The 16,544-nt window shown below is 70.5% G+C and carries 7 protein-coding genes and 1 pseudogene; all 8 read right to left on the bottom strand.

Annotated elements, in window-relative coordinates; all coding sequences use genetic code 11:
* Window positions 1-62: 62 nt before the first annotated feature.
* Complete coding sequence (locus tag TY25_RS31360; protein WP_162184242.1) at window positions 63-2,249, bottom strand: aminotransferase class III-fold pyridoxal phosphate-dependent enzyme; 2,187 nt, start codon at window positions 2,247-2,249, stop codon at window positions 63-65.
* Between the two features lie 260 nt (window positions 2,250-2,509).
* A pseudogene (locus tag TY25_RS44800) lies at window positions 2,510-4,365 on the bottom strand (molybdopterin-dependent oxidoreductase).
* Window positions 4,366-4,452: 87 nt separating this feature from the next.
* Window positions 4,453-5,163, bottom strand: coding sequence for an anti-sigma factor (locus tag TY25_RS31370; protein ID WP_042262194.1), 711 nt, complete (start codon window positions 5,161-5,163; stop codon window positions 4,453-4,455).
* A complete protein-coding gene (gene sigK, locus TY25_RS31375; protein ID WP_042262196.1) occupies window positions 5,160-5,813 on the bottom strand; it encodes an ECF RNA polymerase sigma factor SigK in 654 nt (217 codons plus the stop codon). Before sigK ends, TY25_RS31370 begins: the two co-directional genes overlap by 4 nt.
* 112 nt (window positions 5,814-5,925) lie before the next feature.
* A complete protein-coding gene (locus tag TY25_RS31380) occupies window positions 5,926-6,567 on the bottom strand; it encodes a fasciclin domain-containing protein (protein ID WP_172595801.1) in 642 nt (213 codons plus the stop codon).
* Between the two features lie 191 nt (window positions 6,568-6,758).
* Complete coding sequence (locus tag TY25_RS31385) at window positions 6,759-12,242, bottom strand: ATP-binding protein (protein ID WP_042262200.1); 5,484 nt, start codon at window positions 12,240-12,242, stop codon at window positions 6,759-6,761.
* A gap of 239 nt (window positions 12,243-12,481) precedes the next feature.
* Complete coding sequence (locus TY25_RS31390; protein WP_226887293.1) at window positions 12,482-13,111, bottom strand: DUF8176 domain-containing protein; 630 nt, start codon at window positions 13,109-13,111, stop codon at window positions 12,482-12,484.
* A 174-nt stretch (window positions 13,112-13,285) separates the two neighbouring features.
* Complete coding sequence (locus TY25_RS40920; RefSeq protein WP_052383317.1) at window positions 13,286-16,168, bottom strand: ATP-binding protein; 2,883 nt, start codon at window positions 16,166-16,168, stop codon at window positions 13,286-13,288.
* Between the last annotated feature and the right edge of the window lie 376 nt (window positions 16,169-16,544).

Below are 16,544 nucleotides of genomic sequence, written 5' to 3' on the forward strand. Positions count from 1 at the left end.
ATGTACAAATCAACGATTTTAGCTGTGCACGTTGTCGTTTCACCGGACGCGATAATCCGTTCTCATTCCGGGGACCGAGCTATTCGATCACCGTATCCTTCCCGCATCCTTGCGATGCCCGCCGCTATTTCCCGCCCGATCGTGCCCGCCGCCGCAGCGAGCGTGGTGCGGTCCACGGTCCATCGCGGCAGTCGTTCCAGAAACTCCCCGACCCGCGCCATAGCGGCGATCAACTCGTCCGCGTCCGCGCCGGCGGTACTCGGCGCTATCCGCATTTGCAGCGTAATTGCCCCGCACCGCCGCATGATCAAGCGCGCGATCACCGCCTCGGCGTAATTCTGGACCGACGGGCGGGGCTGCGCGCCGATCGCCCGCGGGGACAGCACCAGCCTGCCGAGCAGGCCGACCCGGCGATAGCCCGCGAACAGCGATGCGCGCGCGGCGCGCCGCAGCATCTCCTCCAAGGCCGCGGCCACCTGCGCCGCTTGGTGCCGGTCCGGCTCGGCCGCCGCGATCGCCGCACCGGCCAGGCCGGCCGCCAGATCGTTGCGATAGTGCGTGCGCAGCCACTGCGCGGTGTCCGGCGCGGCGTGCGACAACTGCTCGAACACCGCCGCGGACAGCAACGTCGCGCCGATGGGGATCAGCGCGTCGCTCAGCGCTTTCGACAAAGCGACCAGATCCGGGCGGAAGCCGCGACCGGTACAGGTCAGGAAATGGTCGATATCGCAGCGCCAGAAACCGCTGAATATCTCGTCGACCCCGACCAGGAAGCCGGCGCTCGCGCGGTGCCGCTCGATCTCGTCGAGCACGCCGGGCGATATCTCGAGGCAGTCGTAACCCTGCACGAGTTCCAGCCAGACCAGCGCGAGATCGTCGCGGCGCAGCGCCTGCCGCAGGGCGGCGGTGTCCTCGGGATCCACCTCGAGCACGTCGACCGGATAAGGGCTGAAAGCATTCCGGTCGCGGTCGCGGAAGAACGAACTGGTTCGGCTCAACGCCAGCGAGAGCGGGCCCTTCCCGGAATAGTTGCCGCGCAACGTGAGCACGGCCGTCCGGCCGGGCCGGCAGCACAGCGCGGTGAGCACCGCGTTGTCGACGGCGCTCTGCCCGCTCACCGCGGGCAACAGGAACGGCAGTCCGGTCAGGCGCGCGAGTTCGCGTTCCAGGCGCGAGGTTTGGTCACCGGTGCCCGTCGTGCGAATCATCTCGACCGACTGCACGTTGTGTCCGCGGAACGCGGGACCGGTGCCGGACGCCAGATCCGTGTAGACGCGAGTGCCCCGCCGATAGGTGACACCCTCGGCCCGGTCGAAGGTGACGTTGATCGCGGCGAGATCGATCGCCCTGGTCTGCCAGGTGTTGGCGTGCATGCGCAGGCGGGCGCTGCGGGTCGCGGTGCTGTACCGCATGCGCTCGATCGCCGCGCGTTCGTGACGACCGGTCGGACGCCAGCGAATCACGGTCTCGCACAGCATCTGCATGGCGAGCCCATTGCCGCCGAAGGTCGACACGTGCGCGATGCTGTCCATGGTGTTGTTCCACAGCGCGAACATGTCCCTGGTGAACGAGACCGTGCCACAGGGCATCTCGTTGCCGACACAGACCTCGCCCAGAAAGGCGAGGTCAGCGCAGGTCGCGGCGGTGCGCCAGAAACCGAGCGCGCCTTCGGCGCCGAGCAGGCCCCAGGCGACCGGGCGTCCTTTCGCACGCTCTGCCGCCAGTGTGCCGCGCAGCGCGGCCGCCTCGCCTGCTGAAAGGCCATCGAGGACTACCACATACGAATCCCACCCGGTGGCGAGCAGACCCGAGAACTCTTCGGCGGAGTCCACGATCCGCATGTCGTCGGCGACGAGCGCCCGCAGCCCGGGCACCGCATGGCCGAAGGCGTAGTACGCGGTCCCGGTGGGGTCCAGCACGAGAACGCGGCAGTGCCCCCCGGCGGCGCGGCGATTGTGCCGATTGCGCAGGTATTTCGCCACGGTGCCGAGCGCCTCGACACCGGAATTCACGAACACCGAATGCCATGCGACGCCGGTGGTGTCGCCGCTGCTGAGCAAGCGATGCAGCAGATAGGCCGCGACGACGCCGTCCGGCGGCACATAGGTGCTTGCCAGCACCATGTTCGGCGAGCGCGCGGCAACCCGTTCGGCCAGTACTTCGCGGACCCGATCGGATGCGCCGGGAAATGCGCCCGGAATGTATCGCGGTGATCCTCGGGAGCCTTCCGGAGCTACGCCAGTGGACATTGCCACGCTCCTTGCTGAACTCATCCGAGGTGCGGCGGTGCCTCGCTGAACCCGCCTGCCCACTTATGGTGGACATGATCAATTGGTGTCAGAATAACCGCGGTGAATCGGGTCATCATCGGACGAATGATGAGCCGGATATCAACACTTGTCGGATAAGCCCGCGATACTGGTACGATCGCGTACCCCGCACTGTGCCAATAGTTTCGGCACGGCGTCGCATTCACGTCACGGTCGCGGAAATACGGTCCGGCGCGGATTCACCCGACGGTGACGACGCGACTGTGCCAACCGGTCGAGCCGTCGGGGAACGGCGGTGCGCGATGGTCGGTCTGGGTGATCCCGGCACGGTCGGTCGCGCGCACGCGCAAGGTGTGCGTGCCGGGTTCGGCGCGCCAGCGCCACGTCCACTGCCGCCAGGTGTCGAGGGAGTATTCCGCGGCCAGCGTGGCCGGTTGCCACGGCTGATCGTCGACCTGCACCTCGACCGCGTCGATGCCGCGGTGCTGGGCCCAGGCGACACCGGCGACCACGACCTCCCCGGCGGGCACGGTCGCGAAGGAGGCGGGCACGTCGATCCGGGACGCGGTCTTGATGGGCGCCTGTGCGGCCCAATCCCGTTCGGTCCAGTACGCCTCGGCACGGTCGAACCGGGTGAGTTCGAGGTCGATCACCCATTTGGTGGCGGAGACGTAGCCGTAGAGGCCGGGCACGATCAGCCGGGCCGGGTAGCCGTGCGCGATGGGCAACGGCGCGCCGTTCATGCCGACCGCGAGCAAAGCGTCCCGGCCGTCCAGGACCGCCGAAACCGGTGTGCCCGCGGTGAATCCGTCGACGCTGCGGGACAGCAGCATATCGGCCTCGGGACGCACACCCACCTCGGCCAGCAGTTCGGCCAAGGGGTATCCGGTCCAGACGGCCGTGCCCGCCAGCTCGCCGCCGACCTCGTTGGAGACACACGTCAGCGTGATCATGCGCTGCACCGCGGTTCGCCGCCGCAGTGCGTCGAAATCCCACTCTCGGGGCCGCTCCACCAACCCGTGCACCCGCAGCCGCCATTCGCCACTGGTCAGCGCAGGCAGCTGCAAGGCCGTGTCGACCCGATAGAACCGATCATTGGGCGTCACGAATTCGGTGAGCCCCGGAACCCGCGGCGCCACTTCGGGACTCGGCGCTGCCGCCGCCTGCGCCCGCGGCACCACGAACTTCGCCCGATCCGCCACCACATCCCGCAACCGCGCCCCGATCCACTGCCCTGCCACCCCCGCTCCCATCGCAACCGCCCCCACCCCGCCGCAAGCGCCAGAAACCGCCGCCGCGAACGATGTTCCGACGGCCTGCCTTGGACTACAGGCTGCACAGCCCGGGCCGTTTCCCGACCCGGTGCGGACTCTGCCTGGCCCGATTCCGCGCCGGCCGGAACACCCCCGGCGCTACCGCCTTCCGCTGATGCCGCCTCCTGCGGACGATTGACGCCGACCGACCGCGCGAGTGCCCGCCACCACGAAGGGCGCGCGTCTTCGTCTGGAACCTGCACGGTCCCCGCTATTTTCGTATCCGACATGCGAGTTGCGCCGCCGGGTCGCTCACTGTCCGGAAGTCCTTCGGCTCCAGCAGGTTTCGCCGTCGATGCCGCGTTGGCAGCCCTCGCGGCTCTGGTGAGCAGGCGCAGGGCCAGGACTCCGGCGACCACGCCGACTATGGTCGGCACAGCGAACAGCGGTGTGGCGGTGGGGCGTTGGAGGGCTGCGCCGAGGACTATCGCGCCGAGCAGTACCAGTAGCGAGGTGCCGAGGGGGCGTTTGCGCTCCAGTACGCCGAGCACCGCGGCGAAGATCAGCATCACGGCGGCCATAGATATGAACAGGGCGAGTTTGTCGTTGCTACCGAAGCGGCGGATCGCGGCGTCCTTCAACGCGTGCGGGGTGTGGTCGACCACCGACGCGCCCATCGCGTAGAAAGGCGAGGCGGCCGGATCGAGCACCGAGGCGACGAGATGGCCGACGCCGAGCACGGTCAGCGCCGCGAGCACCCCGGCGAGCGCGGCCGCAAGGATACCGCGTGCAGGGCGCTCGGCGACCGCATTCGGATAGGGCTGTGCCACACTCTGTTTCATGGTTCGCTCCTTCGTCGAGCGTGGGCGAATAGAACTCCGCGGGCGTGACACCGCCGATCCGTTACGAATCCCGCTCCGAAGTACGGATCAGGCGAGCCCGATCTTCGCGATGGCGTCCCCGGTCGGCTTCGGTGAACCGGCGGCCGGTTCGTCGGTGACGGCCAGGACGTCGACGGCGGCGAAGCGCGTCACCACCGCCGGGCCGCTGGGCAGCTCGGTCATCACACCGACCGAGCGCGTCGCCCCGTCGGTGGCGACCAGCCACATCTGATAGGAGCGCCCCGGCGCGGGCGCGGGTACATCCTCGAAAGACGCTGTGGCGGCCCCGATTCCGGCCGAGGTGTACACGACGAGCCGACCGCCGCCCGCGACCGGCGCGGACCGGACCAGCACGTCCGGCTGGGCGAGCACCACCTGTGCGGTGATCCCGGACGGCGGCTGCGTGCTGTTGCGGTACACCACCGCACCCGCACCGATCGCGACGACCACGGCGGCGGCCGCCGCCACCCAGCGCAGTCGCCCGATCCCCCGTTTGGCCGGTGCACCGGCGGAGATGTCCAGCGCCCGCAGCAGCGTGGCTTCCAGCGTCGGTGGCGGCGCCGTGGCATCGAGTACGGTCAACGCCGCCAACGTTTCCCGCACCCCGGACACGATCGTGGCGAAGGCGGCGGCGACGGCCGGGTCGGCCTCGCGCAGCCGGTGCTCGATGGTGCGCCGCTCGAGCTCGGCGACCGCGTCCATGGCGTACGGGTAGGCCAGATCGAGCAGATCCCTGCCGGACCGCTCGGTGTCGTTCATCGGGTATCACTCCCTGTCAGGCAATTCTCCAGCCGTTTCAATCCGTCCCGGATCCGGCTCTTGATGGTGGGCAGCGGCACCGCCAGGTGGTCGGCCACCTCGCTGTAGGTGCGGCCGCTGTAGTAGGCCAGCGCGACGGCCTGGCGCTGGATCTCGGTCAGCGTGTCCAGGCAGTCCAGCACCGACTGTTCGTCGAAGCGCTGCCCGACCTCCTCGGCGACGACATCGTGGTCGCGGCCCAGATGTGCTTGGCCGTATGCGATGTCGCGGGTGGCGGCGGACTGTTCCCGGCGCACCCGGTCCACCGCCCGCCGGTGGGTCAGCATCATCAGCCAGCCCATCGGACTGGACAGCTTGCGGTCGTAACCCGCCGCCAGCGACCAGACCTGCAGATACACCTCCTGGGTGATCTCCTCGGCCGCGGCGTGGCTGCGCAGGATGCGCAGCGCCAGGCCGAACACCCGGTGGCTGGTCGCCCGATAGAACTCGGTGAACGCGTCTCGATCGCCGGACGCCACCGTGTCCAGCAGCCCGAGCAGCCGCCGGGTCAGCGCCGCTTCCTCCGGATTGTCCCGGGGCGGACAGGACGGTCCGCCGTCGCCGCCGGTGCGGCGCAGGCGGATCGCGGTGAGCTTCGGTTCCTCCGGCATGGTCACCTCCCCGTTCCACCGCAGGCGAGGGCGAACAGGGTAGGGATCTGCGACAGCAACACGTCGAGCTCGACTCCTGAGGGGAGGGACCATTGGCGGACAGTGGGGCAGATCAGGCAGCGGGCGGCATGAGCACGGTATCGATCATGTACACGGTGGCATTGGCGGTCTTGACGCCGCCGCAGATCACCGACGCGTTGCCGATCTTGATGTCGTCACCGGTGCGCGCGACCGTCACGGTATCGCCCTGGACGGTCTTGTGCGTGCCCGCGATGCGATCCGGACCGACCTGGCCCGGCACCACGTGATAGGTGAGGATCTTGGTGAGCGTGGCCGAGTCGGTCTTCAGCGAATCCACCGTGGTCGGATCGATTTTCGCGAACGCCGCGTCGACCGGGGCGAACACCGTGAACTGGCCGCCGTTGAGCGTATCGACCAGATTCACCTGCGGGTTGAGTTTGCCGGATACCGCCGCGACCAGCGTGGTCAGCAGCGGATTGTGCGAGGCCGCGGTCGCCACCGGGTCCTGCGCCATCCCGCTGACCGAGCCCGCACCGGTCGGCACCTGCTGGGCGTAGGCCGCACAGCCCGGGCCGACCAGATCGCCCGCGGCGGCAGCCGCGGACGTCGTCATCGCCGCCGAGGACGAGGTCTCGGCAGCCGTATCGGACTTGTCGGACGAGCAGGCCGACGCGCCGGCCAGCGCCGCGCTGAGCATCATCGCTGCCACGACCGAACGTCGCATAACTGTCATCGTTGTCTTTCGCTTCCGTCGAGACGGCTCGCAGCCGTGCTGGGGAGTGGACGGAACGGAATTCGCCTGGCCGACAGCGGCGGATGGGTCGAGTTCGGGACGAGTTTTCGGGAGCAAGCGCACCAACGCGTCCGGCCCGGTGGAGTGGACTCCACCGGGCCGGACGCTGAGGCTGTGCGCTACCGCCGAGCTCAGCTCGGCTGTGCCTCGACGACCTTGGCGCTCAGGTGCGCCTCGATCGCCTCGAAGATGCGCGGACGCAGTTCCGCCGCGCTGATCACCGCGTCCACCGAGCCGACCTCCACGGCGCGCTGGATGTTGTGCACCCGGTCGAACTCCGCGGCGACCTGGCCGAGCTTCTCGGTGCGCACCGAGGAACGCAGCTCGTCGAGCTCGGCCTTGAGCGGGCCGCGCTCGGCGACCGCGGCGGCCGCGACCCGCGCTTCCAGCTCGCGAACCCGCTCGTCGGCGGCGGTGCGGGCGTTCACGTCACCGGCGAACACCACCGCGGCGGCGGGCGCGCCACCGAGTACCGAGGCGAACGAGCCGTCGATGGCGAGCGCGGTCATGTTCGGGTTCAGCGTCTTGGAGAAGACGACGAACGCGCCGCCGTGGTACCGCGAGATCACGCAGAACACGATCGGCCCACGGAAGTTGACGATCGCGCGGCCGATTTCGGCGCCGTACTCGAGCTGCAGCTTGCGCATCGATTCCGGGGAGCCGTCGAAGCCGGACAGGTTCGCCAGCACCACCAGCGGCCGGTTGCCGCTGGCCGCGTTGATCGCCCGCGCCGCCTTCTTCGACGACCGCGGGAACAGGGTGCCCGCGGTGTAGGTGTCGGGGCCGTCGGTGGGCGGGAAGCCGCGGCGCGGCACCGACTGCGATTCGATGCCGAGCAGGCACACCGGAATACCGCCGAGGTGCGCGTCCTGCACGACCGCGGTCTCCGCGTCGGCCATGCCCGCCCACCGTTCCAGCACCGGGTGGTCCTGGTCGGAGACGGCGCGCATGACGGTGCGAATATCGAAGGGCTTCTTGCGATCCGGGTTCGCCTTGGCCGAGAAGATCTCGCCGACCGTGGTGAAGTCGCTGCCCGCGAGCAGATGCGGGAAGTCCGAGACGTCGCGGTCGATCGGATCGGAGGTCTCCGCGCGCCGCGGGTGCAGCTCGCCCGGTGCGATGTAGGTGTGGTCGTAGTGCGACATCAGCACCTCGCGGGCCGCGAGCAGGTTCGGCGCCCAGTACTGCGCCTGCCCGTTCGGGCCCATCACGCGGTCGTAGCCGCCGATGCCGAAATTGTCCTCGGCCGAGACGCCGCCGGAGAAGTCCAGCGCCTGCTTACCGGTGAGCACCATCGCCGAGTCCGGCGTCATGACCAGGATGCCCTTGGTGTGCATGAGCATCGTCGCCTCGGCGTTCCAGTACGGCTGGGCGCCGACGTTGATGCCGGAGACCACGATGTTGATCTCGCCGCCGTCCTGCGTGAACTCGACGATCCGCTTGAGCGCGGCCGCCACCCAGTCCATGTTCTCGGTACCGGACTTCATCGAGATGCGCGCGCCGGAGGAGAGGGCGTACCACTCCAGCGGCACCCGCATCTGCTCGGCCAGATCCAGCGCGGCGATCACCCGCCGGCATTCCGGCTCGGAGAGCGCGCCGAGCGACTTGGTCGGGTCGCCGAGCAGGATGACCCGATGGACGCCTTCGGGATGGCGGGTGGTCGGCGTGCTGACCACACCCGCGACCATCGCCGCGGAGTTGAGCCCCTTCGGCCGGTCGACGGGCACCAGCCGGTGCGTGTCGTCGAGGTCGTACTCGCGGAAAGTGCCGAGCAGACCGGTCAATTCGTACGGGTACACGGTGTTGCGGCTGCTCGCGCGCAGCACCTTGAGCCGATAGTCGTCGAGCGGCTCGACCAGGGCGGTGGAAGGCTCTTCCACGATCAGCTCGTGACCGCCGGTGGCGTCGAAGGAGATCCGCATCGAGGTCTTGTTGAGCTCACCGGTCTGCGGATCGCGCTGGCGCGCGATGAACAGCATCTCCTCCAGGCCCGCGCCGGCCGCGGTGGGCAGCACCCGGTCCGCGATCACCAGCAACTCGGTGCGGGTGAGGCTGCTCGGCGGCCACACGTAGATCACGATCCGGTTGGTGTTGAAGCGGTTCTTCGACGGCCGCCGCGACTGGGCCCGCCGGATCGAGTCCAGGCAGGTGGCGATGGTGTTCTCCGCCGTCGGCAGCGCGATCAACCGGCCCTCGTGCTCACGCAGCTCGGTCAGGTCGCGCACCTGGGCGAACGCGACGAGGCGGTCGTCGGACGGATTCTCCTGCGCCACACAGCGGAACAGGTAGACCTCTTCGTCCGAGGACGGCAGGCGGGTCAGGTCGAACTTGCTGAGCCGTTCCATCTGCATCCGCTGCGCGATGTAGGGGTGCAGGCCGCGGATCAGCCGCTGCTCGACCATGCCGCTCGGCGAGGGCTCGAAGGTGAAGTGATGGTGCATGACGTTGGCGCCACTGCCCGCGACCGTGGCGGTCAGCCTGCGGACCTGCGCCGGCAGCGGGTACTGCTTGACCACCTCGTCGAGCAGCTGCGCCATCACCGCGAAGTCCTCCGGCTGCTGCGGCCAGGCGAGGTAGATGTCGGCGTCGACGGCGTCTTCCTCGCCGGCCAGCTCGGCGAGACCGCGCAGCGCGTCGCCCAGCGCGTCGAAGCTCACCGCGGCCGAGGCCACCGACGAGTCCGCCCGCTCGGCGACCACGAAGGTGCAGCCCGCGGCCACCGTGGTGCGGACCCCGAGCAGTTCCTTGTTGCCGTAGTACCGGCGGGTCAGCACCTCGAGCATGATCGCGTTGTCGAGATCGTCGCGGTTGAGCCGCTGGCCGAGGATCCGGACCAAAGGCTCGGTGCTGCGCACCATTTCGGCGATGCGCTCGGCGCGATCCGGCGCGTCCGCGTGGGTGTCCAGGTAGCGCAGGTGGTTGCGGATGTCGGCGTAGACCCGCGCGCGGTTGCGGCGCAACAGCGGCTGACCGAACCAGGAGAACACCAGACCGCGCGCGAGGTCGGCGACCACCGGGAAGCGGACCTGGGTCGCGGCGATCAGCCGTTCCAGGGTGCGGGCCGCGGGCTCGTGCTGCGCCTCGTCCGGCGGGGCCTCGCCGAGCCAGGTGCGCACCAGCGCGGTGACGATCGAGGCCGCGACGGACGCGCGCTGCTGGGCGAGGAAGATGCGGAACACCGCGGACTCGAGCTCGGGCGTGCGATCCAGCTCGGTCACGTCGTAGTGCTCGAGCGCGCGAGACAGCTTGGCCTGGAACGCTTCCGGGAGTCCGGCCCGCTCGACGTCGAGGCTCTGCAGGTAGGTGTGGAAGCGTTCCCGCGCACTGTGCACGTGACCGCCGATCTCGTCACCGGCCTGCCGGTTGCGGCTCAGCTCGGCGAGGTCGGCGAAGACCTCGATGAGGTCGAGTTCCTCGGTGAGCGGACGCTGGCCGTCCTCGACCGACGAGCGACGCGCGGCGAGGTAGTCGTCGAGCACCCGGCCCTCGTCGTGCGGGTCGACGTCGAAGCCGAGCAGCAGGCTGCGCAGATCCTCGAGGCCGCGGCGGGTGCGCTCGCGCGCGGGCAGCGCCGCGGGCGCGGCGGGCAGGTCCAGCTCGATCGTTTCCGCGGGACCCTCGTCTTCGGCGTCCGCCTCGTCGCTGAGCGGCTCCAGCCACAGCATCGGCGCGCCGGTCTCCACCTGGGTGCCGACCGAGACCACGCACTGCTTGAGCCGCGCGTTGAACGGCGCGCGCAGCACCGTCTCCATCTTCATGCTCTCCAGCACCAGGACGGGCGCGCCCGCCTCGACCTCGGCGCCGATCTCCAGCGGCAGGGCGACCACCAGCGCGGGCGCGGGCGAGCGGACCACGCCGCCCTCGTCGCGGCTGACGCGGTGCGTCACGCCGTCCACCTCGACCAGGTGCACGGTGCCGTGCGAGCCGGTGAGCAGGCGGTAGCGGGTGCCGTTGACGACGATCTGCCCGGTGTGCTCGTCGAAGCGGTCCAGCTCGACGTCCGCGGTACGGATGTCGTCGCCGGCCTCGACGCCGACGCGGAACCGGTTCGCACCGACCCGCGCGACGCGCGCGCGGTAGCTCACCCCGCGCAGCGCGAGATCGAGCGCGCGGCCGCTCTCGTGCTGCACCTGCGGGCGGCCGCCGGCCGCGGTGGACAGCAGGCGTTCCTGTTCGGCGTGTTCCTCCTCCTCGTACGCGCCGATGGCCGCGGCGGCCAGCGCGACGGCGGAGTGGCGGTGCGAGACGAGCCTGCCCTGGGCGCGGACCCGGTCGATCCAGCCGGTGTCGGCGCTGGCGTCGATCACCTCGGGCTGATCGAGCAGGTCGATAACGAAGCTCTTGTTGGTCGCACCGCCTTCGATGATCACCGTGGTGTCGGCCATCGCGCGGCGCAGCCGGCCCAGTGCCTCGTCGCGGTCGCGACCGTAGGCGATGATCTTGGCGATCATCGAGTCGAAGTCGGCCGGGATGGTGTCGCCCTCGCTGACGCCGGTGTCGACCCGGATGCCCGGACCCGCGGGCAGGTCGAGGCGGGCGATGCGGCCCGGCGAGGGCGCGAAGTCGCGGTCGGGGTCCTCGGCGTTGAGCCGGGCTTCGATGGCGTGGCCGCGCTCGACCGGGGGCTGCCCCTCGAGCTTGCCGCCGGACGCCACGTGCAGCTGCGCCTTGACCAGGTCGAAGCCGGTGGTGGACTCGGTGATCGGGTGCTCGACCTGCAGTCGGGTGTTCACCTCGAGGAAGGCGAAGATCCGCTCGCCCGCGTGGTAGAGGAACTCGACGGTCGCCGCGCCGCGGTAACCGACCTTGACGGCCAGCCGCTCGGCCGAGGCCTTCAGCTCGCCGACCTGCTCCGCGTTCAGCAGCGGCGAGGCCGACTCCTCGATGACCTTCTGGTTGCGGCGCTGCACCGAGCAGTCGCGCACGCCGAGCGCCCACGCGGTGCCCTGACCGTCCGCGATCACCTGCACCTCGACGTGGCGGGCGCCGGTGATCAGCCGCTCCAGGAACACGATGCCGCTGCCGAACGAGCGCGCGGCCTCCTGGCTGGTGCGCTCGTAGGCGTCGGTGAGTTCGTCGGCGCTGGCGACCATGCGGATACCGCGACCGCCGCCGCCCGCGGTGGCCTTGAGCATCAGCGGGTAACCGATCTCGGTGGCCGCCGCCAGCGCGGCGTCCAGGCTCTCGACCGCGCCGCGGCTCCACGGCGCCACCGGCACGCCGACCTCCTCGGCGATCAGCTTCGCGCCGATCTTGTCGCCGAGCTTGCGCATCGCGTCGGCGTTCGGGCCGATGAAGGTGACGCCGATCTTCTCGCACAGCTCGGCGAACGCCGGGTCTTCGGCGACGAAGCCCCAGCCGACCCACGCGGCGTCGGCCTTGGTCGCCACCAGCGCGCGTTCGAGCACCTTCAGGTCCAGGTACGGCCGCGCGGCCGCGGGGCCGAGGTCGTAGGCCGTATCGGCCTCCCGCACGAAGGTGGCGTTGCGATCCACGTCGGTGTATAGCGCGATGGTTTCGATCGTTGTCGCGGTCTCCGCGGCCAGCTCCCGCACGGCGTGGATCAGCCGCATCGCAGCCTCACCTCGGTTGACGATTGCGATACGCCTGAACACTCGACAGTCCCTTCCTCTTGGTAGCGCCGGCACGGTCGGCCAACGGTCTTCGCGGCTCGGATCCCCGTGCTGTGCAGCTTATTCTGCGATGCGGACGCACGGCTCGCCGTGTGTGTTCGCATGCGCGATCGGTCGATGCAAGAAACGCAGGGGTGCAAAGGTTTCGGACCATAACATGCGAAGACACCACCAAACCCCCCTTCATTCTTATTACCCGCTGGTACGCGCGCGTTACACCATCAGGTGGGTGGCGCGATCTTCGCGATCGAGACCGCGCCCGCCCCGGCGGTCACGGTGACGAACTGGCGATAGGTGCGCACCGCGGCGTCGGGCCGGACCTCGGTGATCACCACGTCGAAGCGGCCGTCGGCCATCGGCGTGATCATCACGCAATGCTGTGTACCCGCCGGTACGGACCGGATGCCCGCATCGATCACCGACACCGGCGGCACCGCGGCATCCGGCGTGGTCACCGCCCGCGCGTCGGACCCGGACCGGGCCACGTAGTAGGCGTACTGGAACGCGAGGATCACGTCCGGTCCCGACGCGGTCGAACCGCTGCCGTTGCCGCGCACCAGCTGGTCGCCGCGGGTCGGCTGGCAGCCGGGGCCGCCGCCGAGCACCGGATCGGCGTAGGTGGCCGATTGACGCGGCGCGCCGGCCTCCGCGGTGTACACGAGCACCACCGCGACCGCGGCCATCGATCCGGCCAGCGCGACCGTGCCGACCAACCAGGGCCGGCGCGTGCGGTAGGCGTGCCAGCGCTGCGGCCGCGGCGGGGGAATCATCCCCGGCCACAGCGGCACGGCTGCGCGACCTCTGCCGCGACGTGCGGCGATGTGCCCCCCGGACATGTTCGACGACGACATGACCGCCGCACCCCCTTACCGGTGCCTGCTCAGCGCAGCCGGGCACCCCTCAATGCCGTTGCGCAGTAACAACATTGCACACCCGCGCGGACCGCGCCCGGCGAATCGCCAAGAGAGACCGCACGGTCCGCGCACGAGCGCCGGCGCGGACCGATTCGTTCCTGCCGGACGGCACTAGCCGAGCAATTGCTCGCGCACCTGCCCCAGCCGCTCGACGTAACGGCGCCAGCCGAAACCACCGCGCGCGTAATCCGCCAGCGTCCGCTCCACCAGATCCCTTGCCGTGCGCCGGTTTCCCTCGGCCAGCGCCAACGCGGCCGAGATCGCGCGGGCCGCGAACCAGGTGGTGCGGCCCGGCTCGGTTTCGCCGTAGGCCCGCTCGAGCAGCGTGCGCGCCTCGCTCAGCGCGCCCTGGGCGATGAGCACGTCGGCCAGATCGATATCGGCGACGCTGACCTCGATACCCATGTGCGACAGCGCCATTCGACAGTGCGACTCGGCGCTGTCCAGGCGGCCCGCGGCGAGTTCCACCCCACCCCTGACCTGTTCGGTGAAGGCCAGCATGTGCCGGTCGTCGAGCCGGCGGCTGTAGTCGTCGGCCTCGGCGGCCACCTCGAGCGCCTCGTCGAACCGGCCGAGATCGAACAGCGCCCGTGCCTGGTTCGCCAGGCCGCGCGCCAGACCCAGTTCGTCGCCGAGCACCCGATCGTATTCGGTAGCGCGGCGGTAGCTTTCGAGCGCGTCCTCGGCCAGCCCGGCGAACAGCTGTGCCGAGCCGCAGGCGTCCGCGCTCGCCGACGCGCCCTGCACATAGTGCATCTCGTCGGCATGTGCCTCGGCGGCCTGCAGCGCCTCGATCGCGCTGCGATAGTGTCCGCGCTCGACGTCGATACAGCCGCGGTTGTAGTCGATCTGCAAGACCTGCTTGGACGCCGCGGGATCGACGAGTTCGGCCGCCTCGGCGAGCAACTCGGCGGCCAGGTCCAGCTTACTGAGCATGATCGCGTGGAACGACCAGCAGGTCAGCGCCCGCACCCGATGCTCGGACCGGGCGTCGACGGTGTCGATCAGCGCCTCGAAATGCCGGTTGGCCTCGCTGTACCAGGCCCGGGCGTTCCACGCCTGATGCATGGTGATCGCCAGGCGCAGTCCGGTTTCGGTGTGCGCGGTCCCCGGCGCGCGGGTCATGGCGGCGAGGATATTGGGCCACTCGGCGAAGATCGCGGCGACGCTGGCGGCGGAACTGAATCCGTCCCGGCTCTCGATCGCGCAGGCGTGATCGAGGCACCACATCGCGTGCCTGCGGTGCAGTTCGGCCGTTTCCCCCGCGGCGGCGAGCCGGTGCGCGGCATGGTCGCGCACCGTCTCCAGCAGCACGTAGCGGCGGTAGTCGCCGTCGGTCAGCACCGTGAGCAGGCTGCGCTGCGCCAGTTCCGACAGCACGTCGGCGACCGCGGCGCCGCCGAGTTCGGCTGCGGGAACGATGGATTCGATGGCCTCAGGGGCGAATCCGCCGACGAAGACCGAGCTGCGGCGCAGCACCGTGCGCGCGGGCGCGTCGAGCAGCTCGTAGCTCCAATCGAGCGCCGCGCGCAGGCTGACGTGCCGGCCCCCAGCGGCATCGGGACGGCCGCCGACGAGCAGGCGTACCCGGTCGTCGATCCGGTCCGACAGTTGCGCGACGGTCAGCGTTCTGGTGAGACCGGCGGCGAGTTCGATGCCGAGCGGCAGCCATTCGACGGCCGCGCAGATCCGCAGCACCGCGTCGCGGTCCGGCTCGGCCAGCGGGCCGTCGACCCGCTCGGCGAACAGGTCCACGGCCGGTCGGCGATCCAGCGCGCCGACGGGCATGACCTGCTCGCCCGGATGATCGAGCGCACGCTGCGAGGTGACCAGCACCGAAACCCGGTGCGCCAGCAACGCGTCGACGGTCGAAATGACTTCGGCGAGTAGGTGTTCCGCGTTGTCGAGGACCACCAGCGCGTCGGCCAGACCAGGGGCCGGGTCGGCGAGTTCGGCACCCGGCACCGCGTCCATACCTGCCGCCGCGGCGAGGGCGGGCGCGATCTCCGCGCCCTGCGGCAGCGCCGCCAGCTCGACGAACACCACCGCGCGGCCGGTGCGGGCCACCACGCGGGCAGCCTCCAACGCGAGCCGGGACTTGCCGCTGCCCGCCGCCCCGACCAGCGTGACCAGGCCCGCGCCCGCCACCCGGCCGACCAGCTCGGCCAGTTCGTCCGCGCGGCCGAGAAACGAGGTGTCCGGAACCGGAAGGCCACTGCCCCAGTGCTTTTCGTCCTCCCCCTGGGCCGTTGACAGGCGCAGTGCCGGATCGTGTCGCAGCATTCGATCGCGCAGCTCGATGGTCGCCGGTTCCGGCTCGACGCCGAGTTCCTCCGCCAGACCGCTACGCAGCCGATCCAGCACCGCCAACGCCTCGGGCTGGCGGCCGGTGCGGTACAGCGCCAGCGCCGAGAGCCGATGCAGCGGCTCGTGCAACGGCTGCGCGCCGGCCAGCCGGGACAGCTCGAGCACGGTCTCGGCCGCAGCGCCGGCGGCCAGCGCGGCCTCGATCCGCGTCACCACGAGGTCGAGCCGCCGCCGCTCCAGCCGATCCGCTTCGAAATCCGCGAACGGCACCCCGCGCAGGTCGGCCAGGGCCGCGCCGCGCCACCACTGCAACGCCTCGGCGGCCGTCGCGCGCACCTGCGCGGTCCGGCCGGCCCGCTGCGCCACGGCGATCCGCTCGGCGGCCGCCGTCACCGCGGTCAGGTCGGTGACGGTTGCGGTGGTGGAGTAGCCGGTGGCCGAGCGCACGACCAGGCCGGCGTGCGGGCCCAGGGTGCCGCGCAACCGCGACATCAACGACCACAGCCGCTCGACGGGCCGGCCGCCGCCGTCCTCGCCCCACAGATCCGCCACCAGCGTGGCATCGGCGATCACGGCGCCGCGGCCCAGCGCGAGCCGCACCAGCGCCGCGCGTTCGAGCGGCCGATCGATGACGATCTCGCGATCGCCGTCCCGGACGAGCACCGGGCCGAGCACCTGGATCTCCATAGCTGCGCCGCGCCGGCCGCGGCCCCAGCGGAACCGTTGCCGCGCTTCCCCTTTCGACGTCCGCCGAGCAAATGCCGGTACTCGGATGGTACGCGCGATGGACACACCCGCCGAAGAATGCCTCGCGGTGCTCGTGCCGCCGCACCGCGGGTCCCCTCCACCGCATTCTCCGGCGGGAACACCCCCGGAAACAGGCGAGTGCCGCCTGCGTGATCCAGGTTGCCGCGCCGACCTTTCCGCTGCGTTTCATCCGCGTCTCACCGCTGCGGCGGGGCCGCGGCCCTCACCTGGCCGGGCGCGCGTGACCCGGCGATCCCGCATAAGGTTGGGCACGACACGCGAAGCGGCGCCCGGCTGCGGCCGGTGGCAGGAGCGA

Source organism: Nocardia brasiliensis NBRC 14402, from assembly GCF_000308475.2.
GTDB classification, from domain to species: Bacteria; Actinomycetota; Actinomycetes; order Mycobacteriales; family Mycobacteriaceae; genus Nocardia; species Nocardia brasiliensis.

Excerpts from the sequence above, each read along its gene's own strand:
- TY25_RS31360 (WP_162184242.1), bottom strand. The coding sequence starts at position 2,249 with ATGTCCACTGGCGTAGCTCCGGAAGGCTCCCGAGGATCACCGCGATAC.
- TY25_RS31370 (WP_042262194.1), bottom strand. The coding sequence starts at position 5,163 with ATGAACGACACCGAGCGGTCCGGCAGGGATCTGCTCGATCTGGCCTAC.
- sigK (WP_042262196.1), bottom strand. The coding sequence starts at position 5,813 with ATGCCGGAGGAACCGAAGCTCACCGCGATCCGCCTGCGCCGCACCGGC.
- TY25_RS31380 (WP_172595801.1), bottom strand. The coding sequence starts at position 6,567 with ATGACAGTTATGCGACGTTCGGTCGTGGCAGCGATGATGCTCAGCGCG.
- TY25_RS31390 (WP_226887293.1), bottom strand. The coding sequence starts at position 13,111 with ATGTCGTCGTCGAACATGTCCGGGGGGCACATCGCCGCACGTCGCGGC.
- TY25_RS40920 (WP_052383317.1), bottom strand. The coding sequence starts at position 16,168 with ATGGAGATCCAGGTGCTCGGCCCGGTGCTCGTCCGGGACGGCGATCGC.